Raw genomic sequence first — 22,836 nt, forward strand, 5'->3', positions numbered from 1 at the left:
CGCGATGAGTCGTGGCGAACCGCGCCGCCATGGCCTGGAGCTGGCGGCGACGGAGACGGCGGAGCATCCGCTCGCCGGGCTCTTCGTCCCCGGCATGCGCCAGGTGTTCCGCTGGAGCAGCGAGCAGGGTCGCGAGCTGCTGTTGATCGACCACCCGCGCTGCCGCGCCATCTTCGCCCGCCAGGGCGGCCAGCTGCTGCACTTCCAGCCGCGTGGCGAACGCCCGCTGCTGTGGTGCGCCGCGCGCTGGCCCAGGCTGGGTGCGATCCGTGGCGGCGTGCCGGTGTGCTGGCCCTGGTTCGGTCGCCACCCGCAGGAAAGCGGCTGGCCCCACCACGGCTGGGCACGGCTCACCGACTGGCGCCTGCTGGAACGTGAAAGCTCGGAGGCCGGCGTGCGCCTGCACTGGCGCCTGGCGCTGCACGACTGGGAAGTGGAGTTGCAGGCGGAGCTGGGCGATGAACTCGCCCTGTCCCTCACCACCCGCCACGCCGACCAGGAGCCCTGCATGCTCAGCCAGGCGCTGCACGCCTATTGGCGCATCAGCGATATCGCCCGGGTCGCCGTGCTGGGGCTGGAGGGCGCCAGCGGGCAGGACCTGCTCAACCGCCAGCGCGTCGTCCAGCAGGGCGAATTGCGTCCGATGGAAGGCTGCCACCGCATCTTCGACCACGCCGGCCCGCTGCGCCTGCAGGATGCCGGCTGGCAAAGGCGCCTGCGCATCGACACCGGCGGCTCGCCCAATACCGTGGTCTGGCACCCCGGCGGCCGCCCCCTGGCCGATGTCGGCTGGAAGGAAGGCCTCGGCTTCGCCAGCATCGAAGCCGCCGCCTGCGGCACCGGCAGCCAGGTCTTGGCGCCAGGGGAGACGGCGCGCATCCAGCTGCGTGCCAGGGTGGAGTGAATACCTGAGGTAGCCCGGGCTTCAGCCCGGGGGGCAGGCTGAGGGCTCGGCAGTATGAGCACGTGCCGTAGGGTGTGCCGTGCGCACCTCCGCTCGGTGCTTCCGGCGAGTCCGAGGTGCGCGCAGCACACTCTACGTCCTGAGTGAGCGGCGGCTGCATGCTCCGAGGCTTGGTTGTGCTCCCTTCCAGGGGATTAAAAGCAACGCCACGTTCCAAGAAAGTGGATGTTTACTCGCGGGCGGGACATCCCCCCGACCACCGGCCCCGAATCAATCCCGCAACCATGGGTCTGCCCTTGAAAGGGCCTCAGCCCGGCTCTTCGTCCGAGGGGTAGCGGCTGGCGTTGAGGCTTTCCTTGATCTTGCGCAGGTGCGGCTGGAAGTCGACGCCGCGGCGCAGGGTCACGCCGGTGGCGAGCACATCGAGCACGGTGAGCTGGATGATGCGCGAGGTCATCGGCATGTAGATGTCGGTGTCCTCCGGCAGGGGGATGTCCAGGCTCAGGGTGCTGGCGCGGGCCAGCGGCGAGCCGGCGGCCGTGAGGCCGAGCACCGAGGCGCCGTTCTGCCGCGCCAGGCGCGCCACCTCCACCAGTTCGCGGGTGCGACCGGTGTAGGAAATGATCACGAACAGGTCGCCCGTGTGGGCCACCGAGGCGAGCATGCGCTGCATCAGCACATCGGAATGGGCCGAGACGGCGAGGTTGAAGCGGAAGAACTTGTGCTGGGCGTCCAGCGCCACCGAGGCGGAGGCGCCCAGGCCGAAGAAGTGGATCTGCCGGGCCTGGATCAGCAGGTCCACGGCGCGGCTGATCAGGTGCGGGTCGAGCGCGTTGCAGGCGCTGTCCAGGGAGGCGATGGCGCTGCCGAAGATCTTGCGGGTGTAGGCCTCGGGGCCGTCGTCCGCTTCCACGGCGCGACTCACGTAGGCGGCGCCGCTGGCCAGGCTCTGCGCCAGCTGCATCTTCAGCTCCGGGTAGCCGTTGACGCCGAAGGAGCGGCAGAAGCGGTTCACCGTCGGCTCGCTGACGCCGGCGGCCTGGGCGAGGGCGGCGATGCTGAAGCGGGTCGCCTGCTGCGGGTCCTGGAGGATCACCTCGGCGACCTTGCGTTCGGCCTTGTTGAGGTCTTCGAGTCGACCCTGGATCTGTTCCAGAAGATTGCGTACGCGGTCCATGGAGGTTCCTTGAAAGGGGCCTGCAAAATCGGTGGCCTATCGTAATGAGGGGCACCGGCCAGAGCCAGAAGTAACAGGAGGGTGACAAAATGTTGTTCTTATTACTACATTTATTCTTGAAATGGCCATTCTCACCGTGTATTTCTTATTCAACCTCGTAAAAGAACAATCATCATGGCTTCCCTATCCGTAGAACCCTGCACCTTCGCCCTGTTCGGCGCCCTCGGCGACCTGGCCTTGCGCAAGCTGTTCCCGGCGCTCTACCAGCTGGACCGCGCCGGCCTCCTGCACGCGGACACGCGCATCCTCGCCCTGGCCCGCGAAAGCGGGGAGGGCGGTGCCCGCCTGGCGTCCATCGAGGAGCACCTGCGCCGCTACGTACCGGAGCGGGAGATCGATGCGGCGGTGCTGCAGCGCTTCACTGCGCGGCTCGACTACCTGTCGATGGACTTCCTCCACGCCGAGGGCTACCAGGTGCTGGCCGAACGCATCGGCCCCGAGGAGCGGCTGATCGCCTACTTCGCCACCCCCGCCTCGGTCTACGGTGCCATCTGCGAGGGCCTGGCCCGCGTCGAGCGCGCCCGCCACACCCGCGTGGTGCTGGAGAAGCCCATCGGCCACGACCTCGAGTCCTCGCGCCGGGTCAACGACGCGGTGGCCGTGCATTTCCCCGAGAACCGCATCTACCGGATCGACCACTACCTGGGCAAGGAGACGGTGCAGAACCTCATCGCCCTGCGCTTCGCCAACAGCCTGTTCGAGACCCAGTGGAACCAGCACCACATCTCCCACGTCGAGATCACCGTGGCCGAGCAGGTGGGCATCGAGGGCCGCTGGGGCTACTTCGACGAGGCCGGCCAGCTGCGCGACATGATCCAGAACCACCTGCTGCAGCTGCTCTGCCTGATCGCCATGGACCCGCCCAGCGACCTCTCCGCCGACAGCATTCGCGATGAGAAGGTCAAGGTGCTCAAGGCCCTGGCGCCGATCACCGCCGCCCAGGTGGCGCAGCAGGTGGTGCGCGGCCAGTACATCGCCGGCAGCAGCCAGGGCAAGGCGGTGCCGGGCTACCTGGAAGAGGAGAACTCCAATACCCAGAGCGACACCGAGACCTTCGTCGCCCTGCGTGCCGACATCCGCAACTGGCGCTGGAACGGCGTGCCGTTCTACCTGCGCACCGGCAAGCGCATGCCGCAGAAGCTGTCGCAGATCGTCATCCACTTCAAGGAGCCGCCGCACTACATCTTCGCCCCCGAGCAGCGGCCGCTGATCAGCAACCGGCTGATCATCCGCCTGCAGCCCGACGAGGGCATCTCCCTGCAGGTGATGACCAAGGACCAGGGCCTGGACAAGGGCATGCAACTGCGCAGCGGCCCCCTGCAACTGAGCTTTTCCGATACCTACCGCAGCGCGCGGATTCCCGATGCCTACGAACGCCTCCTGCTGGAGGTGATGCAGGGCAACCAGAACCTCTTCGTGCGCAAGGACGAGATCGAGTACGCCTGGCAATGGTGCGACCAGCTCATCGATGGCTGGAAGCAACTGGGCGACTCCCCCAAACCCTACGCGGCCGGCACCTGGGGGCCGGTCGCATCCATCGCATTGATCACCCGTGACGGCAGGAGCTGGTATGGCGATCTGTAATCTCGACCTGCCCACGCAGGTCACCGGGGTCAGCCTCGGCAGCCCCGAGCAACTGGCCGGCGAACTGGCCCTGCATGTGGCCGGCGCCCTGCGCTCGGCCATCGAATCCCACGGCGTGGCCTCCCTCGTGGTGTCCGGCGGGCGCAGCCCCATCGCCTTCTTCGAGCGCTTGTCCGCCCAGGCGCTGGACTGGTCGCGCGTGGCCGTGAGCCTCGCCGACGAGCGCTGGGTGCCGGTCGGCCACGCCGACAGCAACGAAGGCCTGGTGCGTCGCCACCTGCTGCGTGGCCCGGCGGCCAAGGCGCGCTTCATCGGCCTCTACCATTCCGCCGCCAGCCTGGACGAGGCGGCGCGCCTGGCCGATGCCGCGCTCGCCGAGTTGCCGCAACCCATCGACGTGCTGGTGCTGGGCATGGGCGAGGACGGCCACACCGCCTCGCTGTTCCCCAGGAGCCCCGGCCTGGATGCCGCCTTGAGCCACGCCTGCACCCAGCGCTGCGTACCGATGCAGGCCCCGAGCGTGCCACGCCAGCGCCTGTCCATGCCGCTGCCGCTGCTGGCCGGGGCGCGCCTCACGCTGCTGGCGGTGCAAGGCCAGGCCAAGCTCGACACCCTGGCCGTCGCGCTGGCCGGTGAAGACGTGGCGGCGATGCCCATCCGCGCCTTCCTGCGCCAGCCCCTCGAGATCTACTGGTGCCCCTGAGCCCGAAGGACCCCGTCATGACCCAGAACCCGTCCCAAGCGCGCAGCGTGCCGAGCATGGCCGAGAAGGTCGAGATGATCGACCGGCTCTGCGCCGAAGCCCGCATCCTCCCGGTGATCACCATCGAGCGCGAGGAAGACATCCTGCCCCTGGCCGATGCCCTGGCCGCCGGCGGCCTGCGCGCCCTGGAAATCACCCTGCGCTCCGAGCACGGCCTCACCGCCATCCGCCTGCTGCGTGAACAGCGCCCGGACCTGCTGATCGGCGCCGGCACCGTGCTGGACGAACAGATGCTCGCCGAGGCCGAGGCCGCAGGCGCGCAGTTCATCGTCACCCCCGGCTGCACCGCCGAGCTGCTGGACGCCGGCCGGCAAAGCCCGCTGCCGTTGCTGCCCGGCGTCGGCAGTGCCTCGGAAATCATGCTTGGCCACGCCCGTGGCTACCGGCGCTTCAAGCTGTTCCCCGCCGAAGTGGTCGGCGGTGCGGCGGCCCTCAAGGCCTTCGCCGGCCCCTTCCCGGGCATCCGCTTCTGCCCGACCGGCGGGGTGAAGCCGGACAACGTGCGCAGCTACATGGCCCTGCCCAACGTCATGTGCGTGGGCGGCACCTGGATGATGGAAAGCGCCTGGGTGCGCGCCGGCGACTGGGCGCGCATCGAAGCCACCACCGCCGAGGCGCTCAGGCTGCTGCAGTGATGCCGCGTTTCGCGCGGGTGTCGGTGGTGTCCACCGTCATTCCCGCGAACGCGGGAACCCACTGAACGCGGAACCCACTGAACCAGCTGAACCCACCGAGCGGGCCACAACCCACTGAAAAGCACGGTGCAGCGACGCCCCCAACAGGCAACACAGACCCCAGCGAGGATCGCCCCATGTCCCGTTTCGCCCCCGAAGCCCTGTTCCCCCACGCCGACGACATCCCCGAAGCCTGGCGCCTCGGTGCGCCGGTGGAGCAGCGCGAATACCTGGTGGACGGCGAGCTGCGTCGCTGGGACGGCCCGCTGGCCACGGTGCGCAGCCCGATCTTCCTCAAGGGCGAGCGGGGCGAGGAGCAGGTCATCCTCGGCAGCACGCCGCTGCTGGATGCCGATGCCGCGCTGCAGGCGCTCGACGCCGCCGTGCGCGCCTACGACAACGGCCAGGGCGCCTGGCCCAACCTGCGCGTCGGTGAGCGTATCCACCATGTCGAGGCGTTCCTGGCGCGCATGCGCGAGCGCCGCCACGAGGTGGTGCGCCTGCTGATGTGGGAGATCGGCAAGAACCTGAAGGATTCCGAGAAGGAGTTCGACCGCACCTGCGACTACATGGTCGACACCATCAATGCGCTGAAGGAGCTCGACCGCCGCTCCAGCCGCTTCGAACTGGAGCAGGGCACCCTCGGCCAGATCCGCCGCGTACCCCTGGGCGTGGCGCTGTGCATGGGCCCCTACAACTACCCGCTGAACGAGACCTTCACCACGCTGATCCCGGCGCTGATCATGGGCAACACCGTGGTCTTCAAGCCGGCCAAGTTCGGCGTGCTGCTCATGCGCCCGCTGCTGGAAGCCTTCCGCGACAGCTTCCCGGCCGGCGTCATCAACATCATCTACGGCCGTGGCCGCGAGACCGTCAGCGCGCTGATGGCCAGCGGCAAGGTCGACGTCTTCGCCTTCATCGGCACCAACAAGGGCGCCAGCGACCTGAAGAAGCTGCACCCGCGCCCGCACCGCCTGCGCGCCGCCCTGGGGCTGGACGCCAAGAACCCCGGCATCGTCCTGCCGCAGGTGGACCTGGACAACGCCGTCAACGAGGCCGTCACCGGTGCGCTCTCGTTCAACGGCCAGCGCTGCACCGCGCTGAAAATCCTCTTCGTCCACGAGGACGTGCTCGAACCCTTCCTCGCGCGCTTCAGCGCCAAGCTCGCCGCGCTCAAGCCGGGCATGCCCTGGGAAGACGGCGTGGCGCTGACGCCGCTGCCCGAGCCGGGCAAGGTGGACTACCTCGCCACCCTGCTGCAGGACGCCACCGCCAAGGGCGCCCAGGTGGTCAACGACGGCGGCGGCCAGAGCCGCGAGAGCTTCTTCTACCCGGCGCTGCTGTGCCCGGTGAGCCCGGACATGCGCATCTACCAGGAAGAGCAGTTCGGCCCGCTGGTGCCGGTGGTGCCCTACCGCGATGTGCAGACCGCCATCGACTACGTGCTGGATTCCGACTACGGCCAGCAGTTGTCCATCTTCGGCAACGACCCCGCCGAAGTCGGCCGCCTGGTGGATGCCTTCGCCAACCAGGTGGGGCGCATCAACATCAACGCCCAGTGCCAGCGCGGGCCGGACACCTTCCCCTTCAACGGGCGCAAGAACTCAGCCGAAGGCACCCTGTCCGTGCACGACGCGCTGCGCACCTTCTCCATCCGCACGCTGGTGGCCACCCGCTTCCAGGAAGACAACAAGACGCTGATCAGCGAGATCATCCGCAACCGCGAATCCAGCTTCATCAGCACCGACTACATCTTCTGATGCGCCTGGCACCGATTCTCGCGCTGCTGTTCCTGGCCGGCACCGCACAGGCGGCGGAGCCGGCCTGCGGCGACTTCCTCGAACAGCTCGGGGTCGCGTCGCCCGGGCTGCACTTCGAAGGCTGCAAATTGGAGGAGGGTGGCCAGTTGCGCCAACTGGTGGCCGAGTACCAGGTGCCCGGCCCCGAGGCCCATGGCGTGGAAAAGCTGCTGCACCAGCGCTTTGGCCTGCAGCCGCTGCGCTTCATGTGCTGCGGCTGGGACACCTCGCCCGCCTACGCGCCCCATGCCAGCGGCCGGCCCTACGAGATCCACATGAACTCCGGCGAGACCCTGGAAAAGGACTGGGAGCGCATCGACCGCTTCCATGTCAGCGTCACCCTCTACCTCGAAGACCCATAGCTAGCGCTGATCCGTGAGTAGGGTGGATGGCGCTCTTTTCATCCACCGGCGATGTGGTCGGGAAGCGCGGAGTTGGGGCAGCCCTGCGGCCTGCTGGGCGACTGAAGTCGCCCCTACGTCGCCCCTGTGGTGTGGTGCGGTGGGCGGTTGCTTGTGGGAGCGAATTCATTCGCGATGGCGCGTCTGGCCAACTGCAGCCACGGTCCGGCTGCGGGTCTTCGCGGCTGAAGCCGCTCCCACAAGGAGGGCCCGCTGCGACGCCAACCTCCGGAGCGGGTCCGGGCGTAGGGCGGATGACATTCTTTTCATCCGCCAGGCGGTGTGGCCGGGGAGCGCGGAGTCCAGGCAGCCCTGCGGCGTGGTGCCACGGTAGGCGGTTTCTTGTGGGAGCGAATTCATTCGCGATTGTCTCCGCCCCGGGCTGCGGTAATCGCGACAGGGCGGGTGAAACCCGCGAAACACGCCGGGTAATACGATGCCCCTCTCAACCCCCGCGCCGCACCTGCAACCGTCGCGGTATCGCCAGCACCCCCGGGCGGTAATCCCCGGCAATCGCTTGCAATGCTCGCTCCAGCACCTGCTCGGCGATCAGCTCGTGCTGCTGGCGCATGGAGTTCACCGGCAGCGGCAGGAAGTCCAGCAACTGGGTGTCGCCGAAGGTGCCGAGCTGCAGGTGTTGCGGCCAGGCGCCGTGCTCGCGCAGCACATCCAGCACGCCGGCCAGCAGCACGTAGGCGGTGGTCACCAGTGCATCCGGCAGGCGGCCCTGGCGTTCCAGCAGCTCCTGCATCATGCGCCGCCCGCACTCACGGCTGAATTCGGCGCCGCACTGCACGAGTGTCTCGCCGCCAAAGCCCGCCAGCGCGGCTCGGAAGCCCGCCTCGCGGTCGCGGCTGATGGGCAGCTCCGGCCGCGCGCCGAGCAGCGCCACCTGGCGCGGCAGCGGGTTCAGCAGGCTGCGGGTGAGCAAATGGGCGGCCTGGTGGTCATCGCTCACCACCGAGCAGAAGCGCGCCGGGTCCAGCTCGCGGTCGACGGCGATCACCGGCAGCCCGGCGTCCAGCAACGCGCCGAGGCCCGGGTCCTGCGGCGGCAGGCAGCTGGCGACCACCAGTGCGTCGCAACGCCGCGCGCTGAAGAGCTCCAGCAACTGGCGCTCGCTCTGCGGCTCGTCGTCGGAGCTGGCGATCAGCAACTGGTAGCCCCGCGCCCGCGCCTGCTGCTCCAGCAACTTGGCCAGGCGGGCGTAGCTGGGGTTCTCCAGGTCCGGAAGGATGAAGGCCAGGGTGCGGGTCTGCCCGCGCCGCAGCCCGGCCGCGTGGGGGTCGGGCCGGTAGCCGTGGGCCTCGACCACCGCGCGTACCCGCTCGACGGTGGCGGGGGAGATGCGCTTTTCCTCGGCCTTGCCGTTGACCACGTAGCTGGCCGTGGTGACCGAGACGCCGGCCAGCCGGGCGATGTCGCTGAGTTTCAAATGCCGATTCCTTGTTCCTGTGCCTGCATGGGGGCAAGGCGTGCGATTCATCGCATGGGCTTCAAGCCGCGAAGAATATCGAGTAACGTGCCGCCAGTTTAGTGAAACGATTCAGCAAGTGCTTTGTCCAGATAGTCGCGGGCCCTCTGCCAGGGTTCGGACAGCGCCTAAGCTGAAGATTCATCGCACAACGACAAAAGGGCCCCAAGGCCCGCGTGGAGGAAACGGCATGCTCGAACTCACCCCGGCATTGGTGTCCATGGGCCTGGCGGCGACGGACAAGGCCGCCGCCCTGCAATTGGTGGCCGGCCGCCTGGTGGGGGATGGGCTCGCCGCCGAGGGCTACCTGGCCGCGCTGCAAGCGCGTGAAGCGCAGGGCTCGACCTACCTCGGCCAGGGCCTGGCCATACCCCACGGCACCCCGGAAACCCGTCACCTGGTCCACGCCACCGGCGTGCGCCTGCTGCACTTTCCCGACGGGGTGGACTGGGGCGACGGCCAGCGCGTCTACCTGGCCATCGGCATCGCCGCGAAATCCGACGAGCACCTGCGCTTGCTGCAACTGCTGACCCGCGCCCTGGGCGAAGGCGACCTGGGTGACGCCCTGCGCCGCGCCGAATCCGCCGAGGCCATCATCGCGCTGCTCCAGGGCGGCCCTGGCGAGCTGGCGCTGGACGAGCAACTGGTGGCGCTGGGCAGCACCGCCGAAGACTTCGACGAACTGGCCCTGGAAGGCGCGCGCCTGCTGCGCCGCGCCGGCTGTGTCGACAAGGGTTACGCCAACCAGCTGTTGCAGGGCGAGGCGCTGCCCCTGGGCGAAGGCCTCTGGTGGCTGGACAGCGACCAGGCGGTGAGCCGCCCCGGGCTCGCCTTCGTCGCCCCGCGCACGCCCCTGCGCCATGAGGGCCAGCCGCTGGCCGGGCTGTTCTGCCTCGCCAGCCGGGGCGATGCCCATGTGGCGCTGCTGGAGCGTCTCTGTGCGCTGCTGATCGAAGGCCGTGGCGCCGAACTGGCCCGTGCCGCCGATCGCCGCCGGGTGCTGGAGACCCTGGCGGGCGACGCCACGGCCGACTGGCCGAGCCTGCGCGTGCCGCTGGCCAACGCCCACGGCCTGCATGCCCGCCCGGCCAAGGAGCTGGCGCAACTGGCCAAGGGGTTCGCTGGGGACATCCGCGTGCGCGTCGCCGACAGCGGGCTGCCGGCGGTGAGCGCGCGCAGCCTGAGCAAGCTGCTGGGCCTGGGCATCCGTCGGGGCCAGGTGCTGGAGCTGCTGGCCGAACCGGGCATCGCCGCCGAAGCCCTGCCGGTGCTGCGCCAGGCGGTGGAGCAGGGCCTGGGCGAGGAGGTGGAGCCCCTGGCGGACGGCGCCCCCGAACAGCCCGAAGCCGAGTTGCCGGAAGCCGCCCCCGCCGCACCGGCGCCCGGCAGCCTGCTCAACGCCGTACCGGCCTCGCCGGGCATCGCCATCGGCCCGGCCCATGTGCGGGTGGCGCGGACCTTCGACTACCCCGCCCGTGGCGAGACGCCCGCCAGCGAGCGCAAGCACCTGCACCAGGCACTGGCCCAGGTGCGCGCGGAGATCGAGGCACTGGTGCAGCGCAGCGAGGTGAAGGCCATCCGCGAAATCTTCGTCACCCACCTTGAAATGCTCGCCGATCCGGCCCTGGGCGAAGAGGTGGAGGCCCGGCTGCAGCGTGGCGAAAGCGCTGCCGCCGCCTGGGCGGGCGTGATCGCCACCGCCGCCGCGCAGCAGGAATCCCTGCAGGACGCGCTGCTGGCCGAGCGTGCCGCCGACCTGCGCGACGTCGGCCGCCGCGTGCTCGCCAAGCTCTGCGGCGTCGTGGAGCAGGCCGAGCCCGAACGCCCCTACGTGCTGGTGCTGGACGAGATGGCGCCCTCCGACGTCGCGCGGCTGGACCGTACCCGCGTGGCCGGCATCCTCACCGCGCGCGGCGGCGCCACCTCCCACAGCGCCATCGTCGCCCGCGCCCTGGGCATTCCCGCCCTGGTCGGCGCCGGGGCCGTGGTGCTGGCCCTGGAGCCGGGCACGCCGCTGCTGCTCGACGGCGGCCGTGGGCGCCTGGTGGTGGCGCCCGAACAGGCGTTGCTGGAGCGCGCCCGTGCCGAGCACCAGGACCGCGAGCGCCTGCTGCGCGAGGCCGAGGCGCACAAGCTGGAGCCGGCACGGACCCGTGACGGCCACAGCGTCGAGGTCTGCGCCAACCTGGGCGACGCCGCCGGCGCCGTGGCGGCGGTGGAGCAGGGCGCCGAGGGCGTCGGCCTGCTGCGCACCGAATTCATCTTCATGGCCCATTCCCAGGCGCCCGACCTGGCGACCCAGGAGGCCGACTACCGCAAGGTGTTCGACGCCCTCGACGGCCGCCCGCTGGTGGCGCGCACCCTCGATGTGGGCGGCGACAAGCCCTTGCCCTATTGGCCCATCGCCCACGAGGAGAACCCCTTCCTCGGCCTGCGCGGCGTGCGCCTGACCCTGCAGCGGCCGAAGGTGATGGAGACCCAGCTGCGCGCCTTGATGCGGGCCTCCGAGGGCCGGCCGCTGCGCATCATGTTCCCCATGGTCGGCAGCGTCGGCGAGTGGCGCCAGGCCCGTGACATGGCCCTGCGCCTGGCCGAGGAGATCCCCCAGGCCGACCTGCAGCTGGGGATCATGGTCGAGGTGCCGTCCGCCGCGTTGCTGGCGCCGGTGCTGGCGCGCGAGGTGGACTTCTTCAGCATCGGCACCAACGACCTCACCCAGTACGCCCTGGCCATCGACCGTGGCCATCCCACGCTTTCGGCCCAGGCGGATGGCTTGCACCCGGCCGTGCTGCAACTGATCGAACTCACCGTGCGCGCCGCCCATGCGCGCGGCAAATGGGTGGGCGTGTGCGGCGAACTGGCCGCCGACCCGCTGGCGGTGCCGCTGCTGGTAGGGCTGGGGGTGGACGAGCTCAGTGTCTCGGCACGCAGCGTGCCCGAGGTCAAGGCGCGCATCCGTGAACTCAGCCTGGCCGATGCCCAGGAACTGGCTGGCGTGGCGCTGGCGGCGGAAAGTGCCGAAGCGGTGCGGGCCCTGGCGGAGAAATTCTGATGGCGCGCATCCTCACGCTCACCCTCAACCCGGCGCTGGACCTCACCCTGCGGCTGCCGCGTCTGGAGCCCGGCGCGGTGAATCGCGGCCAGGCGCTGGTCAGCCACGCCGCCGGCAAGGGCCTCAACGTCGCCCAGGTGCTGGCCGATCTGGGCCATGCGCTCAGCGTCAGCGGCTTCCTCGGTGCCGGCAATGCCCAGCCCTTCGAGGCGCTGTTCGCCCGGCGCGGTTTCCACGACGCCTTCGTCCGCGTCGAGGGCGAGACCCGCAGCAACCTCAAGCTGGCCGAGGACGATGGCCGCATCACCGACATCAACGGCCCCGGCCCGGAGGTGGACGCCGCGGCAAGGGACGAACTGCTGCGCCGCCTCGACGCCCTGGTGCCCGGCCACGACCTGGTGGTGGTGGCCGGCAGCCTGCCGCGCGGGTTGGACGCCGACTGGTTCGCCGCGCTGCTGCGGCGCCTGCGTGCGCTGGGCGCCCGGGTGGCGCTGGACAGCAGCGGCGCGGCCCTGCGCGCGGGGCTCGCCACTGCGCCCTGGCTGGTCAAGCCCAATGTCGAGGAACTGGCCGAAGCCTGCGGCCGCCCCCTCGACGAGTTGGCCGCTCAGGCCGAGGAGGCCGCGCGCTTGCAGGCCGCTGGCATCGAGCACCTGGTGCTGTCCATGGGCGCCGAGGGTGTGCGCTGGTTCGCCGGTGCCCAGGCGTTGCAGGCGCGCCCGCCCAAGGTGCAGGTGTCCAGTACCGTGGGCGCGGGTGATTCGCTGCTGGCCGGCATGGTCCACGGCCTGCTGGCCGGTTGGCCCGCCGAGCGCACCCTGGCCCACGCCACCGCCATCGCCGCCCAGGCGGTGACCCAGATCGGCTTCGGCATCCATGACCGGGCGCAGCTGGCGTCGCTGGAAAGCGGCGTCGTCGTGCAACCCGCAGAAGAACAACACGAGGTTCCCCGATGAGATTCGTCCTTGTCACCGCCTGCCCCAACGGCGCGGTCAGCAGCCTGATCAGCGCGCGCCTGCTGGAGGCCGCCGCGCGCCGCCTGGGCTGGACGCCCCAGGTGGAAATGCCCGGCGGCGAAACCGTGCCCGCCGAAGCGCTGGCGTCTGCCGACTGGGTGCTGGTGGTGAAGACCGGCCCGCTGGACCTCTCGCGTTTCGCTGGCAAGCGCCTGTACCTGGCGACACCGGCCGAGGCCCTGCACGAGCCGCAGGCCTTCCTCCAGCGCGCCGAGCGTGACGCGCAGGTGCAGGACACCGCGCCGGCACCCGCCGCAACGGCCGTGGCGGGCGAGCGGCCGCGCCTGGTGGCGGTCACCGCCTGCCCGACCGGCGTCGCCCACACCTTCATGGCCGCCGAGGCGCTGAAGCAGGCCGCTGCGCGCCTGGGCATGGAGCTGCAGGTGGAGACCCAGGGCTCGGTGGGCGCCCGCGACCCGCTGTCGGCCGAGGCCATCGCCGCCGCCGACGTGGTGCTGCTGGCCACCGACATCGAGGTGGACACCGCCCGCTTCGCCGGCAAGCGCGTCTACCGCTGCGGCACCGGTGTCGCCCTCAAGCAGGCCGACGCCACCCTGCGCAAGGCCCTGGCCGATGCCCAGGTGCAGCAGGCCGGCAAGCCCGGCAGCACCCAGGCCGAGGGCCAGGGCGAGGCCAAGGGGGTCTACAAGCACCTGCTCACCGGCGTCTCCTTCATGCTGCCGATGGTGGTGGCGGGGGGGCTGCTGATCGCCCTGTCCTTCGTCTTCGGCATCGAGGCCTTCAAGGAGCAGGGCACCCTGGCCGCCGCGCTGATGCAGATCGGCGGCGACACCGCGTTCAAGCTGATGGTGCCGCTGCTGGCCGGCTACGTCGCCTATTCCATCGCCGACCGCCCGGGCCTGGCACCGGGGATGATCGGCGGGCTGCTGGCCGCCACCCTGGGCGCGGGCTTCATCGGCGGCATAGTCGCGGGCTTCCTCGCCGGTTACTCGGCCAAGGCCATCAGCCGCTGGGTCAGGCTGCCGCAGAGCCTGGAGGCGCTCAAACCCATCCTCATCATCCCGCTGCTGGCCAGCCTGATCACCGGCCTGGTGATGATCTACGTGGTCGGCAAGCCGGTGGCCGGCATGCTCGCCGCGCTGACCCAGTTCCTCGACGGCATGGGCAGCACCAACGCCATCCTCCTCGGCGTGCTGCTGGGCGGGATGATGTGCATCGACCTCGGCGGGCCGATCAACAAGGCCGCCTATGCCTTCTCCGTCGGCCTGCTGGCCTCGCAGAGCTACGCCCCCATGGCCGCGACCATGGCCGCCGGCATGGTGCCGCCCATCGGCCTGGGCATCGCCTGCCTGCTGGCCCGGCGCAAGTTCGCCCAGAGCGAGCGCGAGGCCGGCAAGGCCGCGCTGGTGCTGGGGCTGTGCTTCATCTCCGAGGGCGCCATCCCCTTCGCCGCCAAGGACCCGCTGCGGGTGATCCCCGCCAGCATCGTCGGCGGCGCGCTCACCGGTGCGCTGTCGATGTACTTCGGCTGCAAGCTCATGGCGCCCCACGGCGGGCTGTTCGTCATGCTCATCCCCAACGCCATCAACCATGTGCTCGCCTACCTGCTGGCCATCGTCGCCGGCAGCCTGGTCACCGGCGTGCTCTATGCCGTGCTCAAGCGCGGCGATGCCCAGGAGCTGGTTGCCTCGTCGTGATGTCCCTGTCCACCTTCGCCCACGGAGCCACGCAATGCCCCGCACCCTGAACAAGGAAACCCGCCTGTGCATGTCGCTGTCGGGCCGCCCCGGCAACTTCGGCACGCGCTTCCACAATTCGCTCTACGAGCAACTGGGCCTGGACTACGTCTACAAGGCCTTCACCACCACCGACCTGCCGGCGGCCATCGGCGGCATCCGCGCGCTGGGCATACGGGGTTGCGCGGTGTCGATGCCGTTCAAGGAAGCCTGCATCCCCCACCTCGACGAGCTGGATGCCTCGGCGGCGGTGATCCAGTCGGTCAACACCCTCGTCAACGACGAAGGCCACCTCAAGGGCTACAACACCGACTACCTGGCGGTGGCCAGCCTGCTGCGCAGCCACGGCGTCGACCCGCAGGCGGACTTCGCCCTGCGCGGCAGCGGCGGCATGGGCAAGGCAGTGACCTTCGCCCTGCGTGACAGCGGCTTCACCCAGGGCACCCTGGTGGCACGCAACGAGGTACGCGGCAGCGCCCTGGCCGCCACCTGTGGTTTCGCCTGGCAGGCGGAGCAGGGCGGGTTGCGCCCGCGGCTGCTGGTGAACGTCACCCCCATCGGCATGGACGGCGGCCCCGAAGCCGGGCAACTGGCCTTCGACGAGGCCACCATCGAGGCCGCCGAGGTGGTCTTCGACGTGGTCGCCATCCCCGTGGAGACCCCGCTGATCCGCGCCGCCCGCGCCCTCGGCAAGCGGGTGATCACCGGCGGCGAAGTCATCGTGTTGCAAGCGGTGGAGCAATTCGTGCTCTATACCGGCATCCGCCCCGACGCCGAGCAGATCGCCGAAGCGGCGGCCTTCGCGCGCAGCTGAGGGCATTTTTCAGGAGCACACCGATGATCAAGCAGGTAGGCGACACCCCGATCCTTCCCCTTCACCGCGCCAGCTGCCACTGCGGCGCGGTGGTGCTGGAACTGACCCTGCCCGACGGACTGGTGAGCCCGCGTCGCTGCGACTGTTCCCTGTGCCGGCGCAAGGGCGCCATCGTCGCCAGCGTGCCGCTCGCCGGGCTGCGTGTGGTGCAGGGCGCCGAACTGCTTACCCTCTACCAGTTCAACACCCGCACCGCGCGGCACTACTTCTGCTCGCGCTGCGGCATCCACACCCACCACCAGCGCCGCTCCAGCCCGGACCAGTACGGCTTCAACGTCGGCTGCCTGGACGGGGTCAACCCCTTCGACCTGGGCGAGGTGCCCACCAGCGACGGGGTCAACCACCCGGCCGATCGCTGAGCGGGGGCGTCGGGTTTCACCCGACCTACGCAATGCCAGGGATACACCGATCGTGGGAGCGCATTCATTCGCGATGCGCTTCCCCCGCGCACACAACACAAAGGCCGCTGTCCTCCCGGAGCAGCGGCCTTTTCGTTGTCATCGCGGCTCAGGTGAGCAGCGCGATGAGGATGATGATCGGGATCGGTACACCAAGGAACCAAAGCAGCAGCGAACGCATGGTCGTTCTCCTCGTTCAGCGAAGGGGGGCGGTGCGGTGGTAGGCGAGGCCGTCGGTCACCGTGTCGCGGCTGCGACCGCCACGGGTGGCGGCGAAGCTGGCGGTGAAGGCACCGATGAGCAGGGCGACGAACATCCACAGCGAGGCATGGATGCCAGCCTTGCGGGCCGCATCGGCGGCCTGGCGGGCGTCGTTCACGGCCTGCTGCGCCATGGCGTGGACCTGCTCGACGCGGGCCTGGGCTTCGGCCTGGGTCAGGTTGGTGCGCTGGGCCACCAGGCGTACCAGGTAGTCGTGGTCCTCGGGGCTCAGCTGGCCACCACCGGCCAGGCTGCGGACGAAGATGCGCGACACCACGCCGTGGGCGGCATCGTCGACGGTGGGGGCCGGACGGTCATCACGGAACAGCGTGTCGATGTAGTAGCCGTAGGGGTTCTGTGCATCGTCGCTGGCGCCGGGCGCGGTTCCGGCGCTGGCGCCGGCGGCGATCGCCGCACCGGCCTGCACGCCACCGCCCACCAGGTTGCCGACGGTGCCTACCAGCAGCGCGGCGGTCACCAGCGTGGCGACGGCCCAGGCGAGGAAGCCATGGGCGGTGTCGCGGAAGAACACCTCGTCGCCGTGCAGGCGGCTCCAGCGCAGCCTCAGGCGCCCGGCGAGGTAACCGCCGAGGCCGGCGGCCGCCAGCTGGGTGAAGGCCAGCCAGGCGATGCCGGCGAAGCCCAGCCCCTCGGCACCTATGCCCTCGTGTTGCCAGGGCGAGATGGCCGCGAAGCCGAGGCCCAAGCCCAGCAGCACGAGGATCAGGGACAGCGCGGCGGCGGCCGCCGCGCCAGCGAATACCGCGCTCCAGGAAACGCCGGAGGCGTCGTTGACTTCCAGGGCGGTTGCGTAGGCATCAGAAGTGGTGTTCATCGTCGTGTCCTTGTTCGGGAAGGCTCAACGCCGTGACCGCCAGGGGCGACGGTCACCGTGCCTTATTTGCCGGCACTCATGGAATTGGGTGCCGGACGGCGGGCAAAGGTTCAGGGATTATCTTGCGGGCTCGACGTGCACCGGCGTGCTGGTGCGGCGGCATTGGCTCCTCTAAAGTGCGGCGACGCGTTTTCATCGTTTGGTATCGCCATGGGATTTCTGGATTTCCTCTTCAACCGCAAGCCCTCCCCGGATGACTTCGCCGTGCTCTTCGAGTCCGCTGCGCGCAAGGCCGGCTTCAAGGGCGAAATGACCTATCGCCCCCGGGAATTCCGCCTGGTGTATGGCGACAGCGCCTTCTTCAACCTGCACAACGCCTACCGTGAATATTGCGGGCAGCGCGGTGCCAAGCGCCGGCAGGCGTTGCAGAGCTACATCACGGCGCTGTGCGAGAACCAGCGCAGCCTGGCGCTGCCGCTGGACGAGGCGCGGCCGTTGCTGCTGCCGGTGGTGCGCAGCCGCGGAATGATCGAGGACCTGCGCCTGCACCACCTGCGCACCGAGGGCAACGACCTCGAATTCGATCCGGTCTACCTGCCCATGGGCGACGACGCCGTGGTGCTGCTGGCCATCGACCACCCCGAGTCCACCGCCACCCTGGTGCAGGGCCCCGACAAGAGCTGGGGCATCACCCTCGAAGAGGGGATGGCCATCGCCCTGACCAACCTGCGCGACAGCACCGGCGACAGCTTCGTCGAGGTGGTGCCGGGGCTGTTCCGGGGCAACTGGAACGACAGCTACGACATCAGCCGCATCCTCCTGCCCGATGTGCTCGAGCGCCTGCCGCTCAAGGGCCGGCCGCTGTTCATGGTGCCCAGCCGCGAGACCCTGCTGGTGACCGGCGACCGTGACGGCCACGGCCTCGCGGCGATGGTCGAGCTGAGCCTGGAGGCCGCGACCGAGGGCCGCGCGATCTCCTCCGGGCTGTACTGCTACCAGGACGGCAAGGTGGCGCCCTACACCGCGCACAACCCGCTGCTGCAAGCCCGCCTGGAGCGTATGCGCCGTCTCGCCACCAAGGCCGAGTACGACACCCAGAAGCACGCGCTGGACCTGATCCACGAAGAGAACAGCACCGACATCTTCGTCGCCACCTACCAGCTGTATGCCGTCCAGGAAGACCCCGACATGCTCTTCTCCATCGCCAGCTGGACCGAGGGCGTGGACAGCCTGCTGCCCCGCGTCGACCGCCTGGTGTTGGTGCGCCCCAACGAAGACTGCAGCGACGCCGAGACCCGCGCCGTTTCCTGGGAGCAGGCCATGGCGCTGCTGGGTGACCTGCTCGAAGAAGCCCCCGGCTTCTACCCGCCGCGCTACCGCACCCTGGGCTTCCCCGAACCCAGCCGTGCCGAGCTGCTGGACGAGCTGGGCTAGCCGTCTTCCCGGGCCAAAGCACGGGCTACCGGTAGGTTGGCGCCGAGCTCGCGAGGCCCAACGCTGCTGGGCTCGATGGGGCACCGCTGCTACAAGGGCTTCTCCTTATGGAAAACGCCTACAAGGCAACGCCGTTGCGGGCCTACAAGGGGCTTGGATAGGGTTCCGCCGCTGCTTTCCACAGAAAGCAGTCGGGTGTGGAAGCCCGGTATCAGAAACAACGACGCGTGCCATAGCGACGCCTGGCGTCGGCAGTCTATGGCGGACCGTGTGAGTGGGCTCGCGCCCAGCCGGTTTTCGCGTCGTTTTTCCGGTACTTCCACCTCGCACGGTCCGCCACCCTTCATGCAGTGGGTGGCGGCTCTATCACAGGATGGATGGAGTACTGCCATGAACCTTCCCGAGATCACCCCTCGCATCTTCCTGCGTCACCAGCGTCAACTGCGCGCTTTCCTGATGGGCCACGAAGCCTGGTTTTCCACCCGCGACCTGCGCCGCCTGCTCAACACCGATATCAACCGCCGGACCCTGTTCCGCCTCTGCGACGACCAGCACCGCCGCGTGCGCCTGCGCACCGCCAACGGCTGGTTCGAAGAGGAGGCGGTGGTGAGCGAATCCGGCCTGCACGACCTGCTCAGCGTCTACTGCTTCCACCCGGAGAACCGCATGCTGCGGCGTTGGGTCAGCCAGGAGGTGGTGGCGGTGCTGCGCATCGGTTGAGGGGGCTGCCAGGCAACGCACCAGCGGCGCGTTGCCGAGCCTGCCCCGGGCTACGTCGCCGGCTTGGCCCATCCGTAGGTTGGCGCCGAGCCTGCGAGGCCCAACGCAGCGGGGCATCGATCAGAGGCGCAGGCCGAGCTGGATGACCGCTTCGGTGCTCAGCCGCACCAGTGGTGCCAGCGAATAGGCCCAATGACCGCCGGCGAGGTATTCCCATTCATCGTGATGCTGTTGCTCTTCCACGAGGATCGAGCCGATACAGGCGCTGGCAGCGGGGTCCTGATCGGCCAGGGTCGCCAGCTGTTCGTCGAGATGCCGCAGCACCACATGCTCCACAGCCGCTGTCGTCGTTGCGATGGCGCGCTGGCCCAGCAGCCCGGTGATCAGCCCGAGCAGCCATCCACCCCCTGCGCAGAGCCAGTAGCTGCGGCAGCGTGGAACGCCGCGCTGTGCCAGTTCGGCGCGAAACGCTTCACGGTGGTCGCGCTCGTGTTCGCGGAACTCCTGCAACCGGGTGACCAGGGAGGGCGCCGTCAGGCGCGCCATGAAGATCTGCCCGCTGTAGATGCATACCGCACCCATTTCGCCGGCGTGGTTGACCTTTAGGAAGCGGCTACCGGTATTCAACACAGGGGCTCCGAGAGGCGGGCGGTGAGATGAGGTCGGTTCAGAACACCACTCGCGGCCGGAATACCGGGCGGCCACCGCCACAGCCACCGTACCTGCACAGGATGCTGTTGCCCGCCTCGGTGGGCAGCAGCTGCACGTTGGCCTCGGCGTCGAAGGCGATTCGGTAGCGGCTGGCGGCCAAGTTGGACAGCGGCACCATGAGCTGGGCGCGGCCGCAATCGCCGGCTTCGACGGCCAGGTCCCATTGGCCGTAGGGGAGTTGGAAAGCGGCCGACTCCGCAATCTCCAACTGCACGGCGAGCTGGCCATTGATGTAGACGCTGGCCAGGCATTTGCGCCCCCACCAGGCATCGTCGCGGTTGACGATCAGGTACTGGCTCGGCTCGGCGGGCACTCCCTGATAGGCGAACAGCCGCTCCGGCGGAACCGGCCACGTCTGGTTGGCGGGGATCTGCTTGCTTTGGCAAGCGGTGAGGGACAGGTAGCAGAGCAGCAGGAGAGGGCGCATGGTTCATCCTTGAATGGGTGTTGCCGGGCGTGAATATATACGGCGGCCAGGCGCCGGAGAATTGGATCGCTAGCGATTACCAGGATTCATAAGGGATGCCGTGCTGCTCGATATAGGCCTGTGCGGCCCCAGTGGGTGGGCGGTAGTACCGCCCATTGGAGTGGCCCTCGTAGGGGCCCCTCGTATCGACCTTGGCCTGGTAGCGCCCGATCTCGATATTCGACAGGCATGGCCCACCCACCCAGGCCTTGGCGATGCCACCGGGAGCCATGCCGATGGAGATGTCGTATCGATAGAGGTTATCGACCCATTCGCCATCGGCTCGGCAGAAAGCCCGCTGCGGCTTGAGCATCTCGTCGCGTACCCATTGCGGGATATCGATGCGCAGTTTGTAGGTCTGGGGTTCCACCAGGGACTGCCAGCGCACGAACAGGGTTTCGGGCAAGTCGACATTGGACGCCTGCTTCATGGCACCGCCGCCGTTGTGCCAGCCAACCGGGTTGCCGGTGTAGCTGACGACTCCACCGTGGATATGGAAGTACGCCAGTCCTCGGCGATCGATGACATCCACGCTTTCCACCCAGACCTCCATGAATCGTGGCGCGGCAAGACCGACGTACCAGTAGTCATAGGGCAGCCTCGGCTGGCCGGAGCCTGCCGCACAACCGGCCAGGGCAAGGATGATAAGGGCCAGCAACAGGCGCTTCATTGCGGGTATCCCGCTTGGGGTTTGTTGTTGAAGACCAGCCGCTGGTTGGGCGCGGGTTTGCTGATCAGCAGCCCCTTGCTCGGTGTCCAGTGGGCGGACAGGTGGATATAGCGTGCCCGCAGGTGGCGCAGGTCGTCGGGGCTCAGCCGGGACGGGGCGCCTTGAACATAGGCGAGGATTTTTTTGGCAATTGGGCGTAGATCGGCAGGCAGTTCAAAACGCTGGTCATCATCGTTGATCACATCGAACGGCACCCCATGCTTCACCCCCAGCTCACGCATGGCACGCAAGGCCACCCGCGATAACTCGCCACGCACCTTTCGCTGTAGCACGACACCGACCAGGGCTTGCAGGCCGGTTCGCTCCTGATCGGGGTGGGTGCCCTGGACCGGCCAGGCGTTGATCCGGATTTCGCCATCGCCGGGCAGGCCGAGGGACTGGAGGCGGCTGACTTCGTGCTGGGCCTCCAGCCACGCCGGGGTGGCGTCCAGCGGTTGGCCGGGGCGTTCCGTTGCCATGCGCGGTTGGGAGGCCAGCAGGCGCTCTTCCATCAGCGGCGGGTAGCCGCCACCGATATCCGAATGGACGCCTGGCAGGCTGATTTCCTGGTGATGCGGAGCCACGCTGTTGAGCGCGAAGTTCCAGCGCCGCTCCGAGCCTGCCACCAACTGGACTACCTTGCGCGCGCAACCGGGAGGCAAGTAGAGGTTGATACCGGGGTTGTCGGCGTTGGCCGGGCTCCAGTCGCCCCGCAGCGGGTCGACCGTCGCTGCCACGGTATCGAACAGGCCGATGAAGTTGAGGCGGGTATCACGCTGCCAGTCGAAGCTTCTGGCCAGGCCGAACCGACCAGCCTGGAGCACCTCGGCCAGCAGGCCGCCATCGGGTTTGAGCACTTCGTTGGCGAAGTGCCGAGCCGCCGCCGCGCCGCGACTGAAACCGAATAGATCGAACTCCAGTGCACGGATCTGGATGCCAGGGTTGGTTTCCAGGAAGCGGCGTATCTGTCCTCTGATCTGATCCGGGCTCTGTGCCACCCGATGCAGGATGCCGGTATCGCCCCGCCCGCTGGCCTGGGCCGGCAGTACGGAGTCCGAGCCGCCACTGGTTGTGCCGATGCCTTCAAAATAAAGGCGTGCGAAGCCTGTGGCGGCGTCTGCAGAAATGGGTGTGGCGGTGTTGTCCGGATACAGCGCATAGAGATGCGCCACATTGCTCGGCGCATTGCCGTAGCTGTTGTCAGGCACTTGGCGGAAGAAACCGCCCTCGTCCGGGTCGCGGTAACCGTAGCGGGCGCAGTGGCTGATGAGGGCGCTCAGTGCTTGTTCGTCGAACTGCTGGCGATCCTCGCGCCTGCACTGTTCGGTGAGTGCCGAGTTGGCCTGGTTGTTTCCGGTGCCATCGAAGAACAGGCCCAGGCGCAGCGTGATGCCGATGTCCTTCCGTTCTTTCTCGGCTGTCTTTTCCGCCAGTTGGTTGTTTCCGGGGGGAGGGCCAGCAGGGCGCACGGCGGCAAGCGGGGCTGCGGCCAGAGCGGGGGCGGCGCGTGTTGCGGTCGGGCTGGCGGTGGTCTCTTTGCGGTAGACCGCGTCGTACAGCGTAGGGATGAAGGTGGCACGGCAGGGGCAACTGCTGATGCTGTCCAGGCTGCCCGCCAACAGTCGACCGCTGCTTTGGATGAAAGAGACCCCTCCCATGATCGTGTAGATGCCCGGGTGCTTGCCGCAGGTGACGCGGTCCCCCATGCGGGCGTGGGCAATTCCGAACATGTTGACGAGGTTGTCCGCCTCGATCACCACACCCCCACAACTGGTCTTGTCGCCTCGGCGAATGAAATAGCCGGTTGCCATGTCGATTTCCTATCCC

General features: G+C 68.9%; 20 protein-coding genes. 13 read left to right on the forward strand and 7 right to left on the reverse strand.

Annotated features, from left to right (window positions below):
* Nucleotides 1–4 precede the first annotated feature (4 nt).
* Nucleotides 5–904, forward strand: a complete 900-nt coding sequence (locus HSX14_RS13495; RefSeq protein ID WP_373874657.1) for a D-hexose-6-phosphate mutarotase — start codon at nucleotides 5–7, stop codon at nucleotides 902–904.
* Between the two features lie 307 nt (nucleotides 905–1,211).
* On the opposite strand, the gene HSX14_RS13500 is transcribed toward HSX14_RS13495, so the two are convergent.
* Entirely contained in the window at nucleotides 1,212–2,081 is an 870-nt protein-coding gene (locus tag HSX14_RS13500) for a MurR/RpiR family transcriptional regulator (protein WP_173174197.1), read from the reverse strand.
* Nucleotides 2,082–2,255: 174 nt separating this feature from the next.
* Here HSX14_RS13500 and zwf point away from each other — a divergent pair, with 174 nt between their 5' ends.
* The 5 genes from zwf to HSX14_RS13525 all read left to right on the forward strand — a co-directional run bounded on the left by zwf (nucleotide 2,256) and on the right by HSX14_RS13525 (nucleotide 7,323).
* Nucleotides 2,256–3,725 carry a glucose-6-phosphate dehydrogenase gene (zwf, locus tag HSX14_RS13505; RefSeq protein WP_173174195.1) on the forward strand — a complete coding sequence of 490 codons (1,470 nt, stop codon included), beginning with the start codon at nucleotides 2,256–2,258 and terminating at the stop codon, nucleotides 3,723–3,725.
* Complete coding sequence (gene pgl, locus HSX14_RS13510) at nucleotides 3,712–4,428, forward strand: 6-phosphogluconolactonase (RefSeq protein ID WP_173174193.1); 717 nt, start codon at nucleotides 3,712–3,714, stop codon at nucleotides 4,426–4,428. Before zwf ends, pgl begins: the two co-directional genes overlap by 14 nt.
* Nucleotides 4,429–4,445: 17 nt before the next feature.
* Nucleotides 4,446–5,123, forward strand: a complete 678-nt coding sequence (locus HSX14_RS13515) for a bifunctional 4-hydroxy-2-oxoglutarate aldolase/2-dehydro-3-deoxy-phosphogluconate aldolase (protein WP_173174190.1) — start codon at nucleotides 4,446–4,448, stop codon at nucleotides 5,121–5,123.
* Between the two features lie 176 nt (nucleotides 5,124–5,299).
* A complete protein-coding gene (locus tag HSX14_RS13520) occupies nucleotides 5,300–6,922 on the forward strand; it encodes an NADP-dependent glyceraldehyde-3-phosphate dehydrogenase (RefSeq protein ID WP_173174188.1) in 1,623 nt (540 codons plus the stop codon).
* On the forward strand, nucleotides 6,922–7,323 hold the full coding sequence (locus tag HSX14_RS13525; RefSeq protein ID WP_173174186.1) for a DUF4952 domain-containing protein: 402 nt from the start codon (nucleotides 6,922–6,924) through the stop codon (nucleotides 7,321–7,323). The genes HSX14_RS13520 and HSX14_RS13525 overlap by 1 nt, the downstream gene beginning before the upstream one ends.
* A 484-nt stretch (nucleotides 7,324–7,807) precedes the next feature.
* Here the strand turns inward: HSX14_RS13525 and cra are convergent, their stop codons facing one another.
* Nucleotides 7,808–8,797, reverse strand: a complete 990-nt coding sequence (gene cra, locus HSX14_RS13530) for a catabolite repressor/activator (RefSeq protein WP_173174184.1) — start codon at nucleotides 8,795–8,797, stop codon at nucleotides 7,808–7,810.
* A gap of 229 nt (nucleotides 8,798–9,026) precedes the next feature.
* On the opposite strand from cra, the gene ptsP reads away from it, so the two are divergent.
* Genes ptsP through HSX14_RS13555 form a run of 5 tightly spaced genes read left to right on the forward strand, consistent with a single transcriptional unit; the run spans nucleotide 9,027 to nucleotide 15,834 of the window.
* Entirely contained in the window at nucleotides 9,027–11,888 is a 2,862-nt protein-coding gene (gene ptsP / locus HSX14_RS13535; RefSeq protein WP_173174182.1) for a phosphoenolpyruvate--protein phosphotransferase, read from the forward strand.
* Nucleotides 11,888–12,844, forward strand: a complete 957-nt coding sequence (pfkB, locus tag HSX14_RS13540; RefSeq protein ID WP_173174180.1) for a 1-phosphofructokinase — start codon at nucleotides 11,888–11,890, stop codon at nucleotides 12,842–12,844. Before ptsP ends, pfkB begins: the two co-directional genes overlap by 1 nt.
* Nucleotides 12,841–14,562: a PTS fructose-like transporter subunit IIB gene (locus HSX14_RS13545; protein ID WP_173174178.1), complete on the forward strand. Its 1,722-nt coding sequence runs from the start codon at nucleotides 12,841–12,843 to the stop codon at nucleotides 14,560–14,562. The genes pfkB and HSX14_RS13545 overlap by 4 nt, the downstream gene beginning before the upstream one ends.
* A gap of 34 nt (nucleotides 14,563–14,596) precedes the next feature.
* Nucleotides 14,597–15,415 (forward strand): shikimate 5-dehydrogenase, encoded by an 819-nt coding sequence (locus HSX14_RS13550; RefSeq protein ID WP_173174176.1) that lies wholly within the window; start codon nucleotides 14,597–14,599, stop codon nucleotides 15,413–15,415.
* A gap of 23 nt (nucleotides 15,416–15,438) precedes the next feature.
* Nucleotides 15,439–15,834 carry a GFA family protein gene (locus tag HSX14_RS13555; RefSeq protein ID WP_173174174.1) on the forward strand — a complete coding sequence of 132 codons (396 nt, stop codon included), beginning with the start codon at nucleotides 15,439–15,441 and terminating at the stop codon, nucleotides 15,832–15,834.
* 235 nt (nucleotides 15,835–16,069) lie between these two features.
* Here the strand turns inward: HSX14_RS13555 and HSX14_RS13560 are convergent, their stop codons facing one another.
* Complete coding sequence (locus tag HSX14_RS13560) at nucleotides 16,070–16,969, reverse strand: hypothetical protein (RefSeq protein WP_173174172.1); 900 nt, start codon at nucleotides 16,967–16,969, stop codon at nucleotides 16,070–16,072.
* 210 nt (nucleotides 16,970–17,179) lie between these two features.
* On the opposite strand from HSX14_RS13560, the gene HSX14_RS13565 reads away from it, so the two are divergent.
* Both HSX14_RS13565 and HSX14_RS13570 read left to right on the forward strand, forming a co-directional pair.
* The gene (locus HSX14_RS13565; RefSeq protein ID WP_173174170.1) at nucleotides 17,180–18,403 is read left to right on the forward strand and encodes a DUF1444 domain-containing protein; all 1,224 of its coding nucleotides are present in this window, start codon (nucleotides 17,180–17,182) and stop codon (nucleotides 18,401–18,403) included.
* Nucleotides 18,404–18,793: 390 nt separating this feature from the next.
* On the forward strand, nucleotides 18,794–19,123 hold the full coding sequence (locus HSX14_RS13570; RefSeq protein ID WP_173174168.1) for a BRO-N domain-containing protein: 330 nt from the start codon (nucleotides 18,794–18,796) through the stop codon (nucleotides 19,121–19,123).
* A gap of 120 nt (nucleotides 19,124–19,243) precedes the next feature.
* Here HSX14_RS13570 and HSX14_RS31185 read toward each other — a convergent pair whose 3' ends face one another.
* The 4 genes from HSX14_RS31185 to HSX14_RS13585 form a co-directional block, all read right to left on the reverse strand.
* Nucleotides 19,244–19,705: a demethoxyubiquinone hydroxylase family protein gene (locus tag HSX14_RS31185; RefSeq protein ID WP_230428054.1), complete on the reverse strand. Its 462-nt coding sequence runs from the start codon at nucleotides 19,703–19,705 to the stop codon at nucleotides 19,244–19,246.
* 85 nt (nucleotides 19,706–19,790) lie between these two features.
* Nucleotides 19,791–20,261 carry a hypothetical protein gene (locus tag HSX14_RS31190; RefSeq protein WP_228723587.1) on the reverse strand — a complete coding sequence of 157 codons (471 nt, stop codon included), beginning with the start codon at nucleotides 20,259–20,261 and terminating at the stop codon, nucleotides 19,791–19,793.
* A gap of 76 nt (nucleotides 20,262–20,337) precedes the next feature.
* Nucleotides 20,338–20,970 (reverse strand): DUF2931 family protein, encoded by a 633-nt coding sequence (locus HSX14_RS13580; protein ID WP_173174164.1) that lies wholly within the window; start codon nucleotides 20,968–20,970, stop codon nucleotides 20,338–20,340.
* Complete coding sequence (locus HSX14_RS13585; RefSeq protein WP_173174163.1) at nucleotides 20,967–22,820, reverse strand: type VI secretion system family protein; 1,854 nt, start codon at nucleotides 22,818–22,820, stop codon at nucleotides 20,967–20,969. The genes HSX14_RS13580 and HSX14_RS13585 overlap by 4 nt, the downstream gene beginning before the upstream one ends.
* Nucleotides 22,821–22,836 lie beyond the last annotated feature (16 nt).

This window comes from Pseudomonas tohonis (assembly GCF_012767755.2).
GTDB classification, from domain to species: Bacteria; Pseudomonadota; Gammaproteobacteria; order Pseudomonadales; family Pseudomonadaceae; genus Metapseudomonas; species Metapseudomonas tohonis.